At 71.5% G+C, this 17,441-nt stretch carries 17 protein-coding genes and 2 pseudogenes; 7 read left to right on the forward strand and 12 right to left on the reverse strand.

The features are described from left to right. Position 1: 1 nt before the first annotated feature. The gene (locus tag OG286_RS34545; protein WP_405358820.1) at positions 2 to 715 is read right to left on the reverse strand and encodes a CBS domain-containing protein; all 714 of its coding nucleotides are present in this window, start codon (positions 713 to 715) and stop codon (positions 2 to 4) included. Then, entirely contained in the window at positions 688 to 1,272 is a 585-nt protein-coding gene (locus tag OG286_RS34550; protein WP_396321253.1) for a universal stress protein, read from the reverse strand. Before OG286_RS34550 ends, OG286_RS34545 begins: the two co-directional genes overlap by 28 nt. A gap of 225 nt (positions 1,273 to 1,497) precedes the next feature. Here OG286_RS34550 and OG286_RS34555 point away from each other — a divergent pair, with 225 nt between their 5' ends. Further along, positions 1,498 to 1,650 carry a hypothetical protein gene (locus OG286_RS34555; protein WP_396321254.1) on the forward strand — a complete coding sequence of 51 codons (153 nt, stop codon included), beginning with the start codon at positions 1,498 to 1,500 and terminating at the stop codon, positions 1,648 to 1,650. Positions 1,651 to 1,710: 60 nt separating this feature from the next. Further along, entirely contained in the window at positions 1,711 to 2,244 is a 534-nt protein-coding gene (locus OG286_RS34560) for a flavodoxin domain-containing protein (RefSeq protein WP_405358819.1), read from the forward strand. A gap of 455 nt (positions 2,245 to 2,699) precedes the next feature. Here the strand turns inward: OG286_RS34560 and OG286_RS34565 are convergent, their stop codons facing one another. Next, positions 2,700 to 3,110: a hypothetical protein gene (locus OG286_RS34565; RefSeq protein ID WP_396321256.1), complete on the reverse strand. Its 411-nt coding sequence runs from the start codon at positions 3,108 to 3,110 to the stop codon at positions 2,700 to 2,702. A gap of 463 nt (positions 3,111 to 3,573) precedes the next feature. On the opposite strand from OG286_RS34565, the gene OG286_RS34570 reads away from it, so the two are divergent. Further along, on the forward strand, positions 3,574 to 3,879 hold the full coding sequence (locus OG286_RS34570) for a hypothetical protein (protein ID WP_396321257.1): 306 nt from the start codon (positions 3,574 to 3,576) through the stop codon (positions 3,877 to 3,879). Positions 3,880 to 4,034: 155 nt separating this feature from the next. Beyond that, positions 4,035 to 4,334 (forward strand): DUF4193 domain-containing protein, encoded by a 300-nt coding sequence (locus tag OG286_RS34575; protein WP_405365999.1) that lies wholly within the window; start codon positions 4,035 to 4,037, stop codon positions 4,332 to 4,334. Between the two features lie 217 nt (positions 4,335 to 4,551). Here the strand turns inward: OG286_RS34575 and OG286_RS34580 are convergent, their stop codons facing one another. Beyond that, the gene (locus OG286_RS34580; RefSeq protein WP_396321259.1) at positions 4,552 to 5,214 is read right to left on the reverse strand and encodes a response regulator; all 663 of its coding nucleotides are present in this window, start codon (positions 5,212 to 5,214) and stop codon (positions 4,552 to 4,554) included. After that, entirely contained in the window at positions 5,211 to 6,332 is a 1,122-nt protein-coding gene (locus OG286_RS34585) for a sensor histidine kinase (protein ID WP_396321260.1), read from the reverse strand. Before OG286_RS34585 ends, OG286_RS34580 begins: the two co-directional genes overlap by 4 nt. A gap of 665 nt (positions 6,333 to 6,997) precedes the next feature. On the opposite strand from OG286_RS34585, the gene OG286_RS34590 reads away from it, so the two are divergent. Beyond that, entirely contained in the window at positions 6,998 to 8,311 is a 1,314-nt protein-coding gene (locus OG286_RS34590; RefSeq protein WP_405366000.1) for an alpha/beta hydrolase family protein, read from the forward strand. Here the strand turns inward: OG286_RS34590 and OG286_RS34595 are convergent. Together OG286_RS34595 and OG286_RS34600 are read right to left on the reverse strand one after the other, a co-directional pair. Then, positions 8,290 to 8,847, reverse strand: a complete 558-nt coding sequence (locus OG286_RS34595) for a DUF6271 family protein (protein WP_396321306.1) — start codon at positions 8,845 to 8,847, stop codon at positions 8,290 to 8,292. The genes OG286_RS34590 and OG286_RS34595 overlap by 22 nt on opposite strands. Continuing rightward, positions 8,799 to 8,927: pseudogene (locus OG286_RS34600) on the reverse strand (exodeoxyribonuclease III); the annotation flags it as partial. The pseudogene OG286_RS34600 and the gene OG286_RS34595, both read right to left, overlap by 49 nt. A gap of 1 nt (position 8,928) precedes the next feature. On the opposite strand from OG286_RS34600, the pseudogene OG286_RS34605 reads away from it, so the two are divergent. Beyond that, positions 8,929 to 9,315, forward strand: a pseudogene (locus OG286_RS34605) (integrase core domain-containing protein); the annotation flags it as partial. A gap of 233 nt (positions 9,316 to 9,548) precedes the next feature. Here OG286_RS34605 and OG286_RS34610 read toward each other — a convergent pair. Continuing rightward, positions 9,549 to 10,967: a non-reducing end alpha-L-arabinofuranosidase family hydrolase gene (locus OG286_RS34610; protein ID WP_405366001.1), complete on the reverse strand. Its 1,419-nt coding sequence runs from the start codon at positions 10,965 to 10,967 to the stop codon at positions 9,549 to 9,551. Between the two features lie 306 nt (positions 10,968 to 11,273). After that, complete coding sequence (locus OG286_RS34615; protein WP_396321263.1) at positions 11,274 to 13,997, reverse strand: beta-L-arabinofuranosidase domain-containing protein; 2,724 nt, start codon at positions 13,995 to 13,997, stop codon at positions 11,274 to 11,276. A gap of 387 nt (positions 13,998 to 14,384) precedes the next feature. Here OG286_RS34615 and OG286_RS34620 point away from each other — a divergent pair, with 387 nt between their 5' ends. Further along, positions 14,385 to 14,645, forward strand: coding sequence for a hypothetical protein (locus tag OG286_RS34620; RefSeq protein WP_396321264.1), 261 nt, complete (start codon positions 14,385 to 14,387; stop codon positions 14,643 to 14,645). A gap of 252 nt (positions 14,646 to 14,897) precedes the next feature. Here the strand turns inward: OG286_RS34620 and OG286_RS34625 are convergent, their stop codons facing one another. From OG286_RS34625 to OG286_RS34635, 3 genes are all read right to left on the reverse strand, one after another. After that, positions 14,898 to 15,689, reverse strand: a complete 792-nt coding sequence (locus OG286_RS34625; RefSeq protein ID WP_396321265.1) for a hypothetical protein — start codon at positions 15,687 to 15,689, stop codon at positions 14,898 to 14,900. Beyond that, positions 15,686 to 16,219, reverse strand: coding sequence for a SigE family RNA polymerase sigma factor (locus OG286_RS34630; protein ID WP_396321266.1), 534 nt, complete (start codon positions 16,217 to 16,219; stop codon positions 15,686 to 15,688). Before OG286_RS34630 ends, OG286_RS34625 begins: the two co-directional genes overlap by 4 nt. A gap of 131 nt (positions 16,220 to 16,350) precedes the next feature. After that, positions 16,351 to 17,385, reverse strand: coding sequence for an expansin EXLX1 family cellulose-binding protein (locus OG286_RS34635; protein WP_396321267.1), 1,035 nt, complete (start codon positions 17,383 to 17,385; stop codon positions 16,351 to 16,353). Positions 17,386 to 17,441 lie beyond the last annotated feature (56 nt).

The following is a 17,441-nucleotide window of genomic DNA, read 5'->3' on the forward strand; positions in this document are numbered from 1 at the left end:
CTCAGCGGTGGGGCGCCGAATGTGGGCCGATAATGCCGCGCACCGCCGACTGCCCGGGGTCGACGTGGCCGTCGTCGAATTCGTAACCGAGGGTTTGGCGGACGGCGACCACTCCGTCCAGTGAGCGGCACATTCCCTCGATGACGGGGATGAGGCTCTTGCGTTCGACCGTGCCGGCCAGGGTGACGACGCCGTCGTCGACCGAGACCCGGACGGCGTCGGCCGGGATCCACAGTGTATTGAGCAGGACGTCGTGGGTGATCTCCGCGCGGATCGAGGCGTCGTCGCGGAGGAAGGGCTGGAGCAGGTCGCTGCGGCTGACGATGCCGGTCAGCCGGCCTTCGTCGTCGACCACGGGAAGTCGCTTGAGCTTCTTGCGGTGCATCACTTGGGCGGCCTCCGCCAGGGTCCAGTTGGCGCGCGCGGTGATGACCGGGCTGGTCATCATTTCCTCGGCGATCTCCGCCTCGGCACGGTACCGCTCGTGCGGGTGGAGCCAGCGGGTGACCGAGCGGCCCTCCTCCAGCAGGCTGGCTTCCTTGCGGATCAGATCGGCCTCGGACACGATGCCGACCGGGTGATTCTCGGTGTCGACGACCGGCACGGCGGTGATGTCGTTGCGGTGGAACAGTCCGGCGATCTCCTTGAATGTGGCCTCGGGGTGGGCGACGACGACGTCCCGGGTCATCACGTCCTGGACGGTGCTGTGCTGCATGGCCTCTCCTCCGGTGCGGGTTCGTGAGCGCCGATGCACGCGGACGCGGCGTGGGGCTCGGGCGGCACGACGACGACGGGGAGGTGGGCGTGGTGGACGACCTCGGTGCTGGTCGAGCCCAGCGCGAGGCGGCCCCAGACTCCGGCGATGGGGGCACCCCCGGCCGGAGGCTGGGGGAGGGTACCCACCACGAGCAGGCTCGCGTCCTGGCTCGCGGCCAGCAGAACCTGGGCGGGGCGCCCACGGTCGCAGTGCACCTCGACCTCGACGAACGGCTCGCCGACCTGCTGGCGCAGCCCTTCGACGGAGTCCATGACCCCACGGGCGACGATGTCGTGCAGATGCGACGGCACATCTCCGCTCGTGCGGGGCCAGGCGGTTCTCTCCAGGCCTGACTGTCCGGCGTGGCCGGAGCCGTAGGCGGACACGGCGCGCAGTGCGACGCCACGCCGCTGTGCTTCTTGGAGGGCGAAGAGGACGGCCCGGCGGGCGGGCTCCGAGCCGTCTGTGCCGACGACGACCGGGCCGGGGGAACCGTGTGCGGGACTGTTGCTCATGGGGGTCTCCGGCAAGGTGTGGCTTGCGCGTGGGCTGCCGGGCGCGGCGATTCCGGCAGGTTGGAGGGAGGGCGCCGTCCCCCGGTCGGCCCACTGCTCTTCATAGTCCTCCGGCTGCGTCGCCGTGGCATGTCCGTTCCCGTTCGGGCGCAGGACGGGGCCGGCTCGGCGGGTGGCTGCCAGTCGGGATGCTGCCGTTCGCGTGCCCTCGGCACGGGGAGGATCGTGAAGGGGAGGAGGGCGCGCCGAGAAGCAGGGACGCCGTGCACCGGCGCCACCCATCTGTTCGAGGAGCCCGGAGCGATCGAGGAGGCCGCCGGCCTGGCCACGTCCTGGTTCACCGATCACCTGAAACCCGACCTGCAACCGGCGGGCTGACACCGGGCCGGGACCGGACCCGGCCGCCCTGAGGCGTGGACCCGCGTGTTCGGAGGAGGAATGATGACGGTTCTGGTCGGCTATGCGAGTGCGCACGGGTCCACTCGGGAGATCGCCGAGCGTATCGGCATCCGGCTGACCGAGTCCGGCGTCTCAGCCGACGTCCGGCCGCTCGGCGACAGGACGACGGCGTCCGGGTATTCCGCCTTCGTTCTGGGCAGTGCGGTCCACAGCCGGCGGTGGCTGCCGGAAGCGGCCGCATTCCTGGAACGCCACCGTGACACGCTCGCGCACGGTCGGGTCTGGGCCTTCAGCGTCGGTATGCCCGCCGCGCTGCGGGGGCCGTGGCGCAGGTTCGCCGGTCGCGAGGAGGCGATCGTCCGTGAGACGTTCGGGCCATTGCCCGGGCTCTGCGAGCACCGCCTCTTCTCCGGTGTCGTCACCCGTGAACAGCTCGGCCGGGTGGGCACGCTCGCGCTCCGTCTCCTGGGCGGACGCACCGGGGACTACCGCGACTGGGCCGCCATCGACGCCTGGGCCGCCGAGATCGCCGGTGAGCTCCGCGCCGCCGGGGAGGCTGCGGCTTCGGACTGAACAGATCATGCGCCGTGGTCGCATCGGTCCCGATCGCTGAGCGTCTCGGCCGGTGACCGCGCGGGAAGCTGTCGGCAGCTCTGGGGCCGTTCGGCCCTGGTGCCGGGCGGGGGCGAGAGTACCGTGGGAATTGGCCTGCGGGGCGAGCGAGGGAGTTCGACCGGATGGCCCCGGGCGATGGGCGGAGGCTCCGCGCGGGGTGTTTGTCGACGGTCGGGCTGAGAGGCTGGAAGGTCTGTGAGACCGGAAGGCGACCTCCATGACCTGATCCGGACAATGCCGGCGAAGGGAGCCCACCTTGCAGGTTTCCGTCTGCCCGCACGGCACTGCCACGAGTCGCGATCGGTGACGAGGCCCGGCGGAGCGCCGACGGGCCCGGTAGAGCGGCCCGGTAGAGCCGGTCGGCCCATGCGGTGCGGCGGGGCCTGAGATTTCGCCGGGCCGTACCACTTCGGTCATGGCCGGTCTGGGGTGTGCGGAGGGCTCCCCGGCCACACTTCGAACGCCTGCGAAATCCCCGCCGGCGGTCCAGCGCGGAAACGACCGCGGATCAGCGCATCAACCTGGACCACGGCATCGGCCCGACCGCTGAGCTCCACTTTCACCGGGGCGGCGCCGGCATCTGCGAGGGCAACCGGCTGTGCGGCGGCCTCTTCGATCGGGGCCGACGTGTCCACCTGCCAGCGGGTGCGGACCACCTGATCGGCGGGTGAGACATAGTCCCCTGCTGCGCCAGGACCAGGGACGACAATCAGCCTGAACGACTGCCCCACCGTGTCGGCGACCACGTTCGCCACGGACGGCGCACCGGAGATCGACATGTGCACCATGGCGCTCGGTTCCCGTGGGGCACTGGCACCGGTCATCGCTCTCCTCCGGGGTCGGCTTCTCTTCCAAGGGTCTGCCAGTGCGTGGCCTCCCGCATCTGTTCGGCGTGGGAGTCCTGCTCGTGTTCGTGGCCGCCGGCGGCTCGCCCTCGGCCGGGGCGCGATGGCGGGCCAGGTCGTGCTGTCGCTGCTCGCTCCACAAGGTCGGCGCCGGTCGTCACGTGTGCCCCAGGGCGAGCCGGCTCTGGCGAGGGTGTCCGTCCAGGCCGGGGTGCTGGGGCCGATGGGCGGCGCCGAGGGGCTACGGGGCCTGACCTCCTGCGCCGGACACCGCAGGACCGGCACGAGTTGCGCGCTCGGCGGTTTCCGTGCGGTCCTGTCGCTGCGCTCGTCAGAACTGCGGGAGCATGGACAGGTCGAGCCGGGCAGGGCTGATCAGCCGAGTGCACCCGTGTGCCGACGACCGGATGCACGCGGTGTTGGGGCGGGCCACGGTGGGGGTATGGATCTCATCGCACTGCTGGAGCTGGATGGACCGGCGAACGTGCGGCTCCTCACGGCCGAGGGACTGCCCGCCACGCCGAGTTCACCGGTCGTCCGGGTCCACGCCGCCGCCCGCACGCCCACCCCGGCGGAGTTCACCCTCTGCGGATTGTCGACCCGCGGCCTGCAATCCGACTCACAGCAGCCCGCCGCACCGGGTGACCCCTGGTGGCCGCCGCGCTGGGACCGGCACGTCTGCCCGGTCTGTGGGACCACCGCCGGGGATCACCGTCGCCGAACCCGCCGGGGGCAGTCCTCCTGCTGACCTGCCCGACCTGGGTACCGCATCGACAACCGCCGGCGCGGCCCGGCAGGCCGCCGGCAAGAGGGACGCCGGCTCCGCCTGCGCCCCGTCCGCGGGAGCCCTGCCGACCCGGCCTTACCGGGTGACTTCTGCGACCTATGCAAGGAGCAATCACTGTGGCAACGGACTACGACGCCCCGCGGCACACCGAGGACGACAACGAGGCAAGCCTTGAAGAACTGAAGTCCCGCCGTGAGGAGCGGCGGCCCGGCGCGGCAGGCCCGGACGAAACGGAAGAGGGCGAGACCGTGGAGCTCCCCGGAGCTGATCTCTCCGGGGAGGAGCTGATCATCAAGGTCCTGCCGGAGCAGCCGGGCGAGTTCGTCTGCGCGACCTGCTTCATGATCCACCACCGCAGCCGGCTCGCCCACACGGACGACCAGGGCGGGCTGATCTGCCGCGACTGCGCCCCCTGACAGCGGTCGGTGCGCCCGCTGCGCGGACAGCTTCAGTGCTACGAGTACCGCGGTCAGGACGGCGGACCAGACTGGACGCACGACCCACCACGGCCGGATGCCGATGGCTGAGCTGCGAGTCCTCCCGGGCGGAGCGTGACGACGCGCGGTGTGCGGTGACCGCCGGTCGGCGTATTCCGTCGGGGCGGGCAGGACAACGCCGTTGGCTCCGGCGGCGTCAGGCCGGGTGGATGAGGCGGCTTTCGTAGGCGAAGATCACGGCCTGTATCCGGTCGCGGAGTTCGAGCTTTTGCAGGATTCGCCCCAGATGGGACTTCACGGTCGCCTCCGCGAGATACAGGGTGGCCGCGATCTCGGTGTTGGACAGGCCGCAGCCCACCTGGACGAGCACCTCGCGTTCACGGGCGCTGAGCCGGCTCAGCCGCTCGTCGCGGTCGGCGCTGCTGCCGTCGGGGATGTGCGGGCGGAGGTGCTCCAGCAGGCGGCGGGTGATCCGCGGGGAGACCACCGCGTCGCCCGCGGCGACGCTGCGTATCGCGGTGAGCAGCTCCTCGGGCCTGGTGTTCTTCAGCAGGAAGCCCGAGGCTCCGGCGTTGAGTCCGGCGAAGGCGTATTCGTCCAGGTCGAAGGTGGTGAGGATCAGCACCCTGCTCTGCGGGGAGACCCCGATGACCTGTCGGGTCGCCTCGATCCCGTCGGTCCCGGGCATCCGGACGTCCATGAGGACGACATCGGGGCGCAGCTCCCGGGCGAGGCGTACGGCCTGGATGCCGTCCGCGGCTTCGCCGACCGGTGCCATGTCGGGCTGGGCCTCCAGGACCGTGCTGAAGGCCATGCGGAGCAGAGCTTCGTCGTCGGCGATCAGGATGCGGATCGTCATGCGGACGCCGCTCCGCCGCTGCCGAGGAAGAGGCGGGTACGGACTCCCCAGCCGCCGCCCGGAAGAGGGCCGGCCTGCAACTTCCCCCCGTAGGCGGCCGAGCGCTCGCGCATGCCGGGGATGCCGTGGCCGGATGGTGTGGCGGCGGGAAGCGGTGGGCAGGGGCCGCCGTCGGTGACGTCCACGGTGACGGACTCGGTTGAGCACCGTATCCGGACCTTCGCGGGTGTGCCGGTGGGTGTGTGTTTGAGGGCGTTGGTCAAGGCTTCCTGTACCAGACGGTAGACGGTGAGTTGTGCGGTGGCGGGTATGTGGGTGTGGCCGCCGTGGACCTCGAGGCGGGTCGGCAGCCCGGCAGCGCACATCTGGTCGGCGAGGGTCCCCAGCTGTGCGATGCCGGGCAACGGGTGGCGCTCCGCGTCCGGTTCGTCGGTCCGCAGGATGCCCAAGGAGCGCCGCATGTCGGTCAGGGCCTGCCGGCCCGTCTCGGAGACCTGGAGCATCGCGGTGGTGGCCTTGTCGGGTGACCGGTGCTGCGCGTAGACGGCGGCGTCGGTGAGCGCGACCATGACGGACAGGTTGTGGGTGACGATGTCGTGCATCTCCCGGGTGATGCGTGTCCTTTCCTCGGCGACGGCCAGTCGCGCCTGCTGGTCCTGTTGCTGCTCCAGGCGGGCGGCCCGTTCCTCCAGGGCCCCGAGGTAGGCGCGCGTGGTCCGCACGTTCACACCCAGGACGGCGGCGGCGACGACCATCGCGGTGACCGCGACGAAGGGGGTCAGGAATGCGCCTTCCGTCGCCCAGCGCAGACAGGCCAGCAGGACCCCTGCCTCCACGACGGCACCGGCGACGAGCGTGCCGCGCCGGCCCGAGTTCGCGGCCGCCGTGTAGAGAGCCACCAGCAAGGCGATGTCCGCCGGCAGTTGGACGTCCATCAGCCACTGGCCGAAGGCCGCGGCTGCCACGGCGCCGAACACCGTGAGCGGGGCCCGGCGCCGCCACACCAGGGGCAGCGCAAGGGCGGCGGTGAGGGCCACGGCCGCCGGCAGCTCTTGCGGCGCGCGTGTGGTCACGACGTTGAGGAGGAGCAGCGCCGGCAACAGCGAGTCCCACACCATGGGCGGCAGCCGGAGGCCCCAGCGCCGGGCGGCTCTCACCGGTCGCGCCGCTCGCGCGGAGGCCAGGTCGGCGTACCTCGTCAGCCGTAAGGCCGTCCTCGCCCATCGGTCCCGGTCCCGGTGGCGTGCCCGGTGGGCGAGGACGGGTTCCGCGGCCGCCTCGGTCATCGCACATTCCTGTCGGTTCAGCGTCATGGCGGCCCCGGCCAGGGCCGCCACCGCGTACAGCCGCGCCCCGGTCGCGTACGGGGCACGCACGCCTCCGCGCTGCCCGGCACGTACCGCAGCCCTGTCACGGTAGGCCGCGGGCCCCGCGAAGCACATGAGTCCACCGGCTGATGGCACCCGTGGCGCGATACGACCGCAGGAGGAGTCCCGCTACCTCCCGTGGTCGTACGGCGGCCGCTGATCCGGCGTGCTCGACTGCGACCCCGGTTGCACCGGGACCTGCCACGGATTGCGACCCCGGTCGCACACGATGGCGACCCGGGATCGATGTGGCAGCGCATCCCCGGCGCCGAGTATGGCCGGGTGACCGAGATCATCGCGGGACTGTCCATGTCCCCTCTGGAATTTCTTGCCGTGCTGCCGTCGCGCTGGTGGTGGCGCGCTGGCTTCCCCCCGCCGCCCGCCCACGCGTCACGACGGCGGCCGGGGCGGTTCTCGTGCTGTCCGCGATAGTGCTGAGTGTGGTGGGGATCCGCTGGCAGATGCTGCCGGTACTGGCAGGTGCCGCCTTCGCGTCGCCGTTCGCCTTGGCCCCCCTGCTGCGACGCCGTACCGGCCGGCCGGCGTGGCGGGCCCGCTGGTGGCTGGCGTTGCCGGGGTCGGTGGCCTGCGTCGGCCTGATCGCCACGGGCCCGGTGGCCGCCTGGGCCTTTCCCGTGCCCGTGTTCCCCGAACCGTCGGGCGACTTCGCGGTCGGCACCCGCGTGGCGCAGTGGACCGACCCACGCCGCCCCGAGACCTTCACTGCCGATCCCGACGACCGGCGCACCGTCGTGGTCCAGCTCTGGTACCCCGCGCAGAAGAGCCCCGCAGGCGCGCAGCGGGCCCGGTACCTCGGACGCACGGAGCACGAGGCGCGCACCGTCTCCGATGCCCTCGCCCACGGAGTCGGCCTGCCCGGCTTCCTGGTCGACGGTGTTCCGCGTGCCCGCACCCATGCGGTCGTCGACGCCCCGGTGGACAGCAAGGGGGGACGGTTCCCCGTCGTGCTGTTCTCTCCCGGGTCGGGCGGAGTGCGCACCCAGAACACCGCCTGGGCGGAGGAACTGGCCAGCCACGGTTATGTGGTCGCCGCCCTCGACCACCCGTACGACTCCGCCGCCGTCGTCCTCGCCGACGGCCGGACCATCAACACCGAGACCGCCTCCACCGGCGACCCGGACCAGGACGACGAGCTGGCGGCCGGCTGGACAGCGGTTCGAGCCGCCGACCTCGGCTTCGTCCTCACCCAGCTGGACAGCCTGGACCGAGGTGAGATCGCCGGCCCGCTGAACGGGCGCCTGGACACCGGCCGGGTCGCGGTGGCCGGCCACTCCATGGGTGGTGCGGCCGCCCTGCAGGCAGCCCGGCAGGACCGCCGGTTCGACGCCGTCATCGATCTGGACGGCTACCCCCACGGCCCCACCTCGCCCTCCCTCGGCCAGCCGACGCTCGCGCTCACCCAGGCCATCACCCCGGGAACCGACCCGCGCTACATACCCCGCCTCACCGAGGTGCTCGAGTCCAGCGCCGCGACGAGCTACCGGCTCACCATCCCCGGCGCCGCACATCTCACTTTCATGGACGGCCCCCTGTACCTGCCGCCCGTGCCCTCGATCGTCGGCTCCCTGGGGCGCACCGAGAGCCCGCGCGTCGTCGCCGCAGCCACGCTCGCCTTCCTGGACGCCATTCTGCAAGGCAAACCCGGCGACCTGGCCGGCGTCCTGCCGGCCTACGGCGACCTCAGCGTCTACCACCCGGACAACAGCTGACCGTGCCGCGCTGCTCCAGCACGACAGGTCTCCGGCGAGCGGGGAGCACGGGACCGCAGTGCGTCCCGGCCATCCGACAGGCCGTAGACCGGGTACAGGTACAGCATCGAGAGCAGGAACTTGACGAACCGCATCTGGTAGGCGATGAAGCCGGCGCCGATGCGGCGCTCGGGCGTGTAGTAGTTGACGATGTGCCGGCTGTGGACGACGCCGGGCAGCCGGGCGTGGACCATGGCGTGCAGCAGGGCGTAGTCGTTGCCGATGGTCTCGATCGAGGGCAGCAGCGGATCGGCCGGCCGGCCGGCCGGCGAGGCGGTGGCCGGCGTCGGCGGCCGAGGGCAATGCGCGGGTCGGCTCGCGTACGGGGGGTTCGGACGTCGTCCGGGACCGGTTCCTGCCGCACGTGCGCCCGGCCGGAAGCCGGGGTCGGCCGGCTCGTCGACGGCCGGGGTGCCGATCGGGCGGCGGCCCGGCCGCCTGGGGTCGGTCAGCTCTCCAGGTCGTAGGCCACGGTGACGGGGGCGTGGTCGGACCAGCGCCCGGCGTGGGTGTCGGCTCGTTCGACGCGGGCGTCGGTGGCCCTGGCGGCGAGGCCGGGGGTGGCGACCTGGAGGTCGGAGATGGCGCTGTGGCAGCGCGACCGCGCCGGCAACCGGCCGGAGGCAGGCGAACTGACGCACCATTCGGACGCGGGGTCGCAATATACGTCGTTCGCGCTGGCCGAGCACCTGGATCGGGCCGGCATCGCCGCTTCCATCGGCTCGGTCGGCGACGCACTGGACAACGCACTGATGGAGTCGACCATCGGCCTGTACAAGACCGAACTGATCAAGCCCCAGCGGCCCTGGCGCACGCTCTCCGAGGTCGAGCTCGCCACGGCCGAATGGGTGGACTGGAACAACCACCGCCGACTCCACGGTGAGATAGGCCACGTCCCGCCCGCCGAGTACGAGGCCAATTACTACCTGACCGCCACAAAACCGCTGGTCACAGTCACAACGTAGAGTCTCCGGCCAAGCCGGTGCGGTTCACTCCAGGTGTCCACGTCCAGGGGGAAGCTTCACTACCGTTCGTCCGGAACGTGTTCCAGGTGACGGAGCGGAACCCCAGCCGATGTACGGCTGGGGTTCCTGGAGGCGGTGAGTATCGGTCAGCGGGTGGAGTTGTCCGTGCCGTAGCCCGTTTGGCCAAGCCCCGGTAGGTCGCACCTGATCGCGTTCACCGCGGATCTGGCAGGTCAGCGCTGCAGGGTGAGGACGGCCGGCCGGTAGGGCAGTTGCACGTAGGGCTGTCCGTCCGAGCTGGGGGACCTGCCCTGGTAGAGGAACTGCAGGTTGCAGGGGTCGACGGTCATGGTCTGGTCGGGGTTGTTGCGGACCAGGTCGCCGTGGCTGATGTCGTTGGTCCAGGTGGCACCGCTGTTGGCCTTGCCCGCGAAGGGGTTGCTTTCGGTGCCGGCCTGCGGGGTCCAGGAGCCGCTCAGGCTGGTGGCGGTGAACGAGCGGAAGTAGCGCCCGTTCGCACCCTGCGCCTCGACGATCATGAGGTACTGGTTCTGGCCCTGGACCTTGTAGACCTGCGGCGCCTCGAACAGGTTGGCCGGTGTGTCGCTCATGATCGTGGTGTAGGAGGAGCCGAAGCTGCCCGGGAAGTTCCCGATCGGCATGCTCGCCCGGTACATGCTGCCGTTGTCACCGGCGAAGAACAGGTACATGTTCTGGCCGTCGGCGATCAGGGTCGGGTCGATCGGGCCGCCGGTGGGCAGGCTGCCGGTGAACAGGGGCTGCGGCGCGGACCAGCCGTTGGGGTTGGTGGGGTCGCTGGACGTGCGGTAGGTGAAGGGCCAGGCGGTACCCCACCCCAGTGAGGCCAGCACCCAGGTGTTCTTGGGCACGAAGTAGAACAGTTGGGGCGCCACCGCGGACTGGGGCAACCCGGACTGGGTGGCCGTCGCCATGTCCGACCAGTTCGTGAAGGGACTGAACCCCATCGTGCCCCACGACGATCCGTCGGAGGTGGTCGCGTAGACCAGGTGCTTGCCGTTGTACGTCACGGTGGTGAAGTCCTTCAGGGCGACCCACCCGTTCGCCGGCTGCGCCAGCGGACCATTCGAGGTCCACCGGTATGTCGACGGGAGAGCACACGTGGTCGGCGTCCCGGACATGCCGGTCCACTTCTGGTTGCTGCCGCCGGAGCACGACCAGAGCTGCACCGCCGTGCCGTTGGCCGTAGCGCCGCCCGACACGTCCAGGCACAGCCCGGACTCCACGCCGACGACCGTGCCGTCGGTGTTCACCCGCCACTGCTGGTTCGCGCCGCCGTTACAGGCCCAGATCTCCACCCGGGTACCGGCCGTGGTGGCGTGGCCCGGGACGTCCAGGCACTTGTTGCCGTACACGGTCAGCTGGTTGCTGTCCGACAGCGTCCACTGCTGGTTGGTCCCGCCCGTGCAGTCCCAGATCTGCATGAGCGTGCCGTCGGTCTGACTGGCGTTCGGCACATCGAGACACCGACCGGAACCCACGCCGCGCAGGGCGCCGGTGGTGGCCGCCTGGGCCGGGTTGGCGACGAGCATCGCCGCCAGCGCCACCACGGCTGCAACCATGGCGGTGAGCACCACAGACAGCGGCCTGCGGCTGGAACTTGGTGTGCGCATAATGATCTCCTGTGTGAATGGGTGGAGCTGTCACACGGCTTTGTTATCGCTAACATTCATGGCGGCTGTGATCTTCGTCAGGTTGCGCTGCGGTACTGGTGGGTGTCACACCCCTGCTGCTCGTGGCGGTCCCGGCGGGGTGACGGGATCTGGCGGAGCAATGTGCCCACCCGCGGCTCAGCTCACCTGAAGTTCCAGTGCTCCACTCGCCGGCCCGGAAGGCCGGACGCAGTGACAGACGCGGTGGAGCGGCTTCCTACGTGGTGCCGCGATCGCCCTGCGGCGGCCGCGGGACCCGACGCCAGATCAGATGAACCGCCACAGGTGGTCGCTGGTGCCGTTGTCGTCCCAGAGCACGGCCCGGGCTCCCTGGGCGGTGGAGGCGCCGGAGATGCCGAGGACGCGGCCGCTGTTGGCGCACTGGATCCTGAAGGTGTCGCCACCGCCGTGGCGCAGGCGCCAGCGGTGGTCGGCCGCGCCGTTGTCCGCCCACTGGACGATCTGGGCGCCGTTGGCGCTGCCGCCGTTCTCCACGGCGAGGACCTTGCCGCTGTTGGAGTTGCGCAGGCGCAGGTAGCCGCCGGTGTCGAGGGCGGCCGTCCAGAGGTGGTCGGCGGTGCCGGTGTCGCCCCACTGCAGGGCGGTGCCCCCGTCGGCGGTGGACATGTTCTGGATGCCGAGGACGAGTCCGCTGGCGACGTTCTGGATCCGCCTGGCACCGACGGGGAGGAACTGCCACTGGCCGGCGGCGGTGCCGCTGTCGGGCAGCTGTACGGCTGCGGCTCCCTGGGCGGTGGAGCCGCCTTCGATGCCGAGCAGCTTGCCGGTGTGGACGTTCTGGAACTTGTGGTAGCCGTTGCCCGCGTCGACGACGGTCCACCGGTGGTCGGCGGTGCCGGTGTCGCCCCACTGGAGGATCGCGGCGTTGTCGGCGGTGGACATGTCCTTCACGCCGAGGACCTTGCCGCTGTTGACGTTGCGCAGCCGCAGTGCGGTGCCGTCGACGACCAGGCCCCAGTTGTGGTCGGCGGTGCCGGTGTCGGGCCACTGCAGAGCGAGGCCGCCGTCGGCGGTGGACATGTTCTGGATGCCGAGGACGAGTCCGCTGGCCGCGTTGACCAGACGGAAGCTCGAACTGTCGGTCCGCCAGTACACGGTGTAGTTGAAGCCCTGGGCGTCGTGGAACGGGCCGAGGTTGACCGTCGCTCCGTTGGCGGTGGCCGTGAAGGCGAGGGCGGTGCTGCTGGTCCGGGTGATCGTGGCGGCGTCCAGGGCCGGCAGGGCGGACAGCGCGGTGCTGCCGTAGTTGCCGGCCAGGACGGCGGGGCCGTAGGTGACCGCCGCGACGCCGGGGCTGTCGTTGGCGGCCTGGAGGGCCACCCGCATGGGGAGCTTCACGGTGACGGTGTCACCGGAGACCCAGGACCGGGTGAGGGTGGCGTACGTGCCCGGGGTGACCGCGACGCTCTGCGCGACGCCGTTGACGCTGATCGTGGCGCCCGAGGTCCAGCCGGGGATGCGGACGCGCATGGACCACGTCCCGCCGACGCTGCCGGTGACCTTGAGCGTCGTGGTGTCCTCGGCCGGGAACGCGGTGGTCTGGCTGACCGTGATGCCCCGCTGGGTCCAGTCCAGGACGGATGGGAGGAACAGGTTCACCGTGAGGGTGGTGCCGTCGTGGAAGTAGATGGAGTCCATCAGCTTGGTGTTGGACTCGACACCCGTTCCCTGGCAGCACCAGAACGTGCCGTAGTCGGTGCTCCAGGTGCCGCCGCCCCAGGCCGGGCCCTTGCCCCTGCGGCCGCCCGGGTTGAGCGAGCTGAAGTACGTGATGTGGCCGTGCGGGTCGGCCGGGTTCTGGGCGCCGATAACGTGGTTGAGCAGCGCCTTCTCGTAGAAGTCGAAGTACGAGGCGCGGTCGGGGCTCAGCAGCCACAGCTCCCGGGTCAGCTTGAGCATGTTGTAGGAGTTGCAGAGCTCGCAGGTGTCGTCGGTGAGGTAGCCGGAGATGGCGTTCGCCGCCCGGAAGTGCTCCGCCTGGCTGTTGCCGCCGATGGCGTAGGTGTGCGAGCCGGTGGTGATCGCCCAGGCATTGGCGGCGATGTCACGGTAGCGGGTCGTCCCGGTGGCCTTGTACTCGCGGACGGCTCCGATCCACTTGGGCACCTGCGTGTTGGCGTGCATGCCGCCCAGCTGGTCCAGGTTCGCGGCGAGCGGGTCGAAGACTGCGGCGTGGTCGAACCGCTGCGCGGTGGTGAGCCAACGGGCGTCCCCGGTCTGCTGGTAGAGGTCGGCCAGCACCTCGTTCATGCCGCCGAACTCGGTGCCCAGCATCGACTGCGTCGTGCCGTAGCTGAGCGCGGCGGTGCGGCGGTCGACCCAGCCGGCGAGCGCGAGGAGCACGTCGCGGGCCTGGGTGTTGCCCAGCAGGCGCCATACGTCGAGCAGACCGGCCATGGTCTTGTGGACGCAGTAGTACGGGACGTTGCCGTTGCTCAGCTTGCCCGCTTCAAGGTTGGCGAAGTCGGCCTCGGGGAAGCCCGAGAGGTAGCCGGCGGAGAAGCCCGCGGCGGCATTGTTGGCCTGGCACTTGGCGAGTTCGGCCACCATCTGGTTGGCCTTGCCGCGGCAGGTGGTGTCCCCGAGTGCGGCGGCGGCCTGGGCCCACGCCGAGAGGAAGTGGCCCTGAACGTGGGTACGGAAGGGGAATCCCGGGTCGTCCCAACCCCCGTTCGCGGCAGCGGCGTTGGTGGAGAGCCGGTGGTTGGCGCGGAAGTTGTACAGCAGGCGGTCGACGTCGACGAAGCGGAGGTACGCCAGGGTGCGGTTCTGGTTGTCGAGCCATCGGCTGCTGGTGAGCCGGACCTGACCCAGCTCGAACGGCACCGTCGACACTCCGACGTCGGACCTGACCGGGGGCGTCTCCGCCGCAGCGGAGCCGGGGCTGAGGACGGGGCCGGCAGCCGCGGCCACGGCCGCGACGCCGGTCGCCTTGAACATGGCACGGCGGTTGAAGGGGTGAGCCGGCATGGCGAACTCCATGGTGCGTTAGAGAAGAAATCGGGGAGTACAGCGGCCAAGGGATCCGCGCACAAGGGCTGTTCGGCTCCAACCGGCTACCGCAGGGGCGCCGCTACAGCTTGCCGAGTTCGACGTGGTCGGTGGACCTCCAGGTGCAGGTCCTGCCGTCGGAGCAGCTGACGACGGTGGAGCCGTAGTCCTTCGCGTGGGCGTGCGTCGCCGCCCCGGGGTCTTGGTACGACGCCCGCTTGTTGCAAGAGTGTTAACGCTCACAATTAGGGTGTCAATACTTTCGACGGCAGCGCCGGCAAAGCCGTCCACCGCCCTGTGCGCTTCTGCTCTGCTCCTCTCGGGGTGCTACGAGACGGCGGGGTCACTGGTGAAGCCGGCGCCACCGTGGACATCGCGACTGGCGTCGCCGCCCCGAGGGCCCCGATACGGCGCCGGGGCCTGCTGACCGGGGCCGAACTGCGGGCCGGCCGGGACGTGACGGTCGACCTGCGCCTGCCCGCGCGCGAAGGCGGGCCTGTCCTGACCGACCACGGCCGGCTGGTCGCGGCCGCCGCACCCCCCGGCGACGCGCGGCGCTTCCGGGTCCGGCTGTCGGCGGGCGGCCGGTACCGGCTCTCCTACCCGGGCCCGGACATCGGGCACTGAACGGGGGCGCGTTGGCGCGGGGGCAGCGAGGAAACTCGGGTCCGGGGTGATCCGGCAGACCGGAACCCGAACCGGTCCAGGGTGCTCGCTCGTTCGAGCGGGCACCCTGTGGTGTCAGTACCGGGGGGGCTCGGGACGGGGCCGCTGCCGCGACTCCCGCCGCCGCCCGGCGGGTCGCGGGTCCGGGGCGCAAACCGGCGGGTACCGCGTGGCCGGGCCGGTGGTTCCGGCCCTCGGGAGGCTGGCCTGCCTTCACCGTGCCGGGCCGAACCCTCCCCAGACCGAGGCGGGCCCGCTGGACGACTGGGCGTCGACCCGGTAGCCGTCGTTCGCGGCGCTGCGCGTGCCGGTGGCGTGGTTGAACTGGCCGGCGAACTCGTGCTGTCCGGCCGGCACCGTGCGGCCCGGCTTCAGGACCCAGCGGTAGACCAGCACGCCGCCGGACTCCTGGGCGGTGACGGTGAAGTCGTCGCTCGGCAGGGTCCGCCAGTTGCCGGTGTCCCGTACGTCGCCGGTCTGGGCGATGCGCAGCTCCACGGTGAGTGAGGTGAGCGGCTGGGTGGTCTTGAGGACGAGGTTGTGCTGGGCCCAGTAGACCGTGCTGTGCGAGTCGACCGACCCCTCCGACCGCAGCGATCCGTCCTGGGGGTGGCTGCTCGCCGAGGGGGTCGGTCGCGAACCGGTCGGGGTGCTGGTGGCCGGGGCCGGGGCCGGCGCGGGTACCGGGGCGACGCTGCCCGGGGCGGCCGATGGCGTCGGCGAAGGGGTGACCGTCGGAGACGGGGCGGCCGGAGCGGTGGTGACGGTGTCCGACGGCGGTGGCGTCCGGACGATGCCGGCGACGGCGAGGCCGCCGGTCGCCAGGATGCCGGCGACGGCGAGGCCTGCGAGGGAGGCCCTGGGCCACGACCTCGCGAACGGCGGTGTTCGGTGGCGGGCGGGAGGGCCGGCCGCGCCGCGTTCGACCCGTGCCAGAATCCGTGCGCGGTCGGGCTGGTGGGCTTCGGCGGCCTCGCGCAGCCGTCGGGTGATGTGGTCGTTCACCGTTCGTTCCTCCTTCCCGTCGCCAGTTCGCCGACCGCTCGTGCGCCGAGTGCGCGTTCCAGCTCGGCCATGCCCTTCGAGGTCTGGCTCTTCACCGTACCCACCGATACGCCCAGGGCCGCGGCGGTGTCCTTCTCCGACAGGTCGAAGGCGTGGCGCAGCACCACGCACGCCCGCTTGCGGAACGGCAGCCGGGCGAGCGCCGAACGGACGTCCAGCACGGCAGCCGTGTCCGGGCCGTCCGTTCTCTCCGGGGCGCGGGACCAGAACAGCAGGACCCGGCGCCGCTCGCGGACCGCGCTGCGGATCCGGGCCCGGGCCATGTTGGCGACCACCCCGCGCGCGTAGGCGAGCGGGTGGTCGGCCGCGCGGAGCCGGTCCCAGCGCTGCCACAGGGCGAGCAGGGCGTCCGCGGCGAGGTCGTCGGCCGCGTCCGTCTCGCCGGTCAGGAGGTGGGCGAGACGGGCGAGTTCGGCGTAGTGGCGTTCGAAGAAGTCGTGGAACTCCGCGGACGCGGCATCGAGGAGCATTTCCCCCGGTCGCCCTCTCCCTGCAATGTGAACGCTAACAACAGGCGTGAGCCTAGCAGTGCCCGTTTCCAGGACGGGGCGGTGGTCGCCCCGGCGGGGGACCACCGCCGGCCGGCGGGCGAGCGGCGCGGTCAATGCCGGGCGAACTGGACCCGGGTCGGCTGGACGATGTCCGGCTTCACCGCGATCCCGTCGACGGTCAGTTGCTCCCCGTAGACGTCGGTGACCCTGATCGGCCCGCCGCACCCGCCACCGTCGGGGGAGAGGAAGTAGTTGTAGTCGGTGCGGGCGAGCTGCCGCCAGCCGCCGGCGGTCCGGACCTCCAGTGCCGCCACCGGGTTCCGGTGGCCGATCACCTGGATCCCGCACCACCACTGGCTGGACCCGCTCTTGTACCGGATCGACATCGTGTCCGGCGCCGTGCCGGGGCTCAGCACCGTCCAGGTGATCGGGAGGCGGCCCACCGAGAGTTCGGCGAGCTTGGCGAAGGCCTCGTGGCTGAGGTCGAGCTGCCCGGGCGCGCAGGGCAAGGGGCACTCGTTGACGATCCGCACCGTGATGCCGGCCCCGTTGGCGGCGCGGACGAGCACCGACGCCCCGCATGCCTTGGACGACTCGTAGTCGGTGTGGTTCATCGCCGCGACCATGAGATCGCCGGACGGACCGAACGAGCAGGCGCCGTTGCCGTCGGCGGCGTCGTAGGAGGTCGCGACGCCCTGGTAGCTCGTCCCGGGCTTGATCCGCCCGGCCAGCGACGCCGCGGCCGGTGCGGCGCCGGTACCGCTGATGGCGGCCGACGGTGACGGGGTGACCGAGACGGGAGTGGCCGTGGTGGAGGTGGCCGTGGTGGCCGACGGCCGCGGCGTGGGACTGGCCGAGGACGACGGGGTGCCGGTGGCCGAGGGCGCGGGGCTGGTCACCGACGGCGCCGCCGCCGAGGGCGTGGCACCGGTCGGGACGCCGGAGGAGGCCGGAGCGCTCGACTCGGTGGCCGCCGCGGACTCGGCGGCAGCCGACGCCGCGGAGTCGGCGGCACCCCCGCGGCCCGGCAGGAGTGCGAAGGCCAGGCACACCAGCACACCGACCGCCGCCAGCGCCAACGGAATGCCCATGACCAGCCCACGCCCGCGGTTCGGCTGTGGGGCGGCGTGCTTCGTTGCCCTCATTCCCATCCATTCGGTAGATCGACTCGACGTTGCACTGCGCAGTGGGCGCCGGGAGC

It is taken from the genome of Kitasatospora sp. NBC_00039, from assembly GCF_045160625.1.
Taxonomy (GTDB): domain Bacteria; phylum Actinomycetota; class Actinomycetes; order Streptomycetales; family Streptomycetaceae; genus Kitasatospora.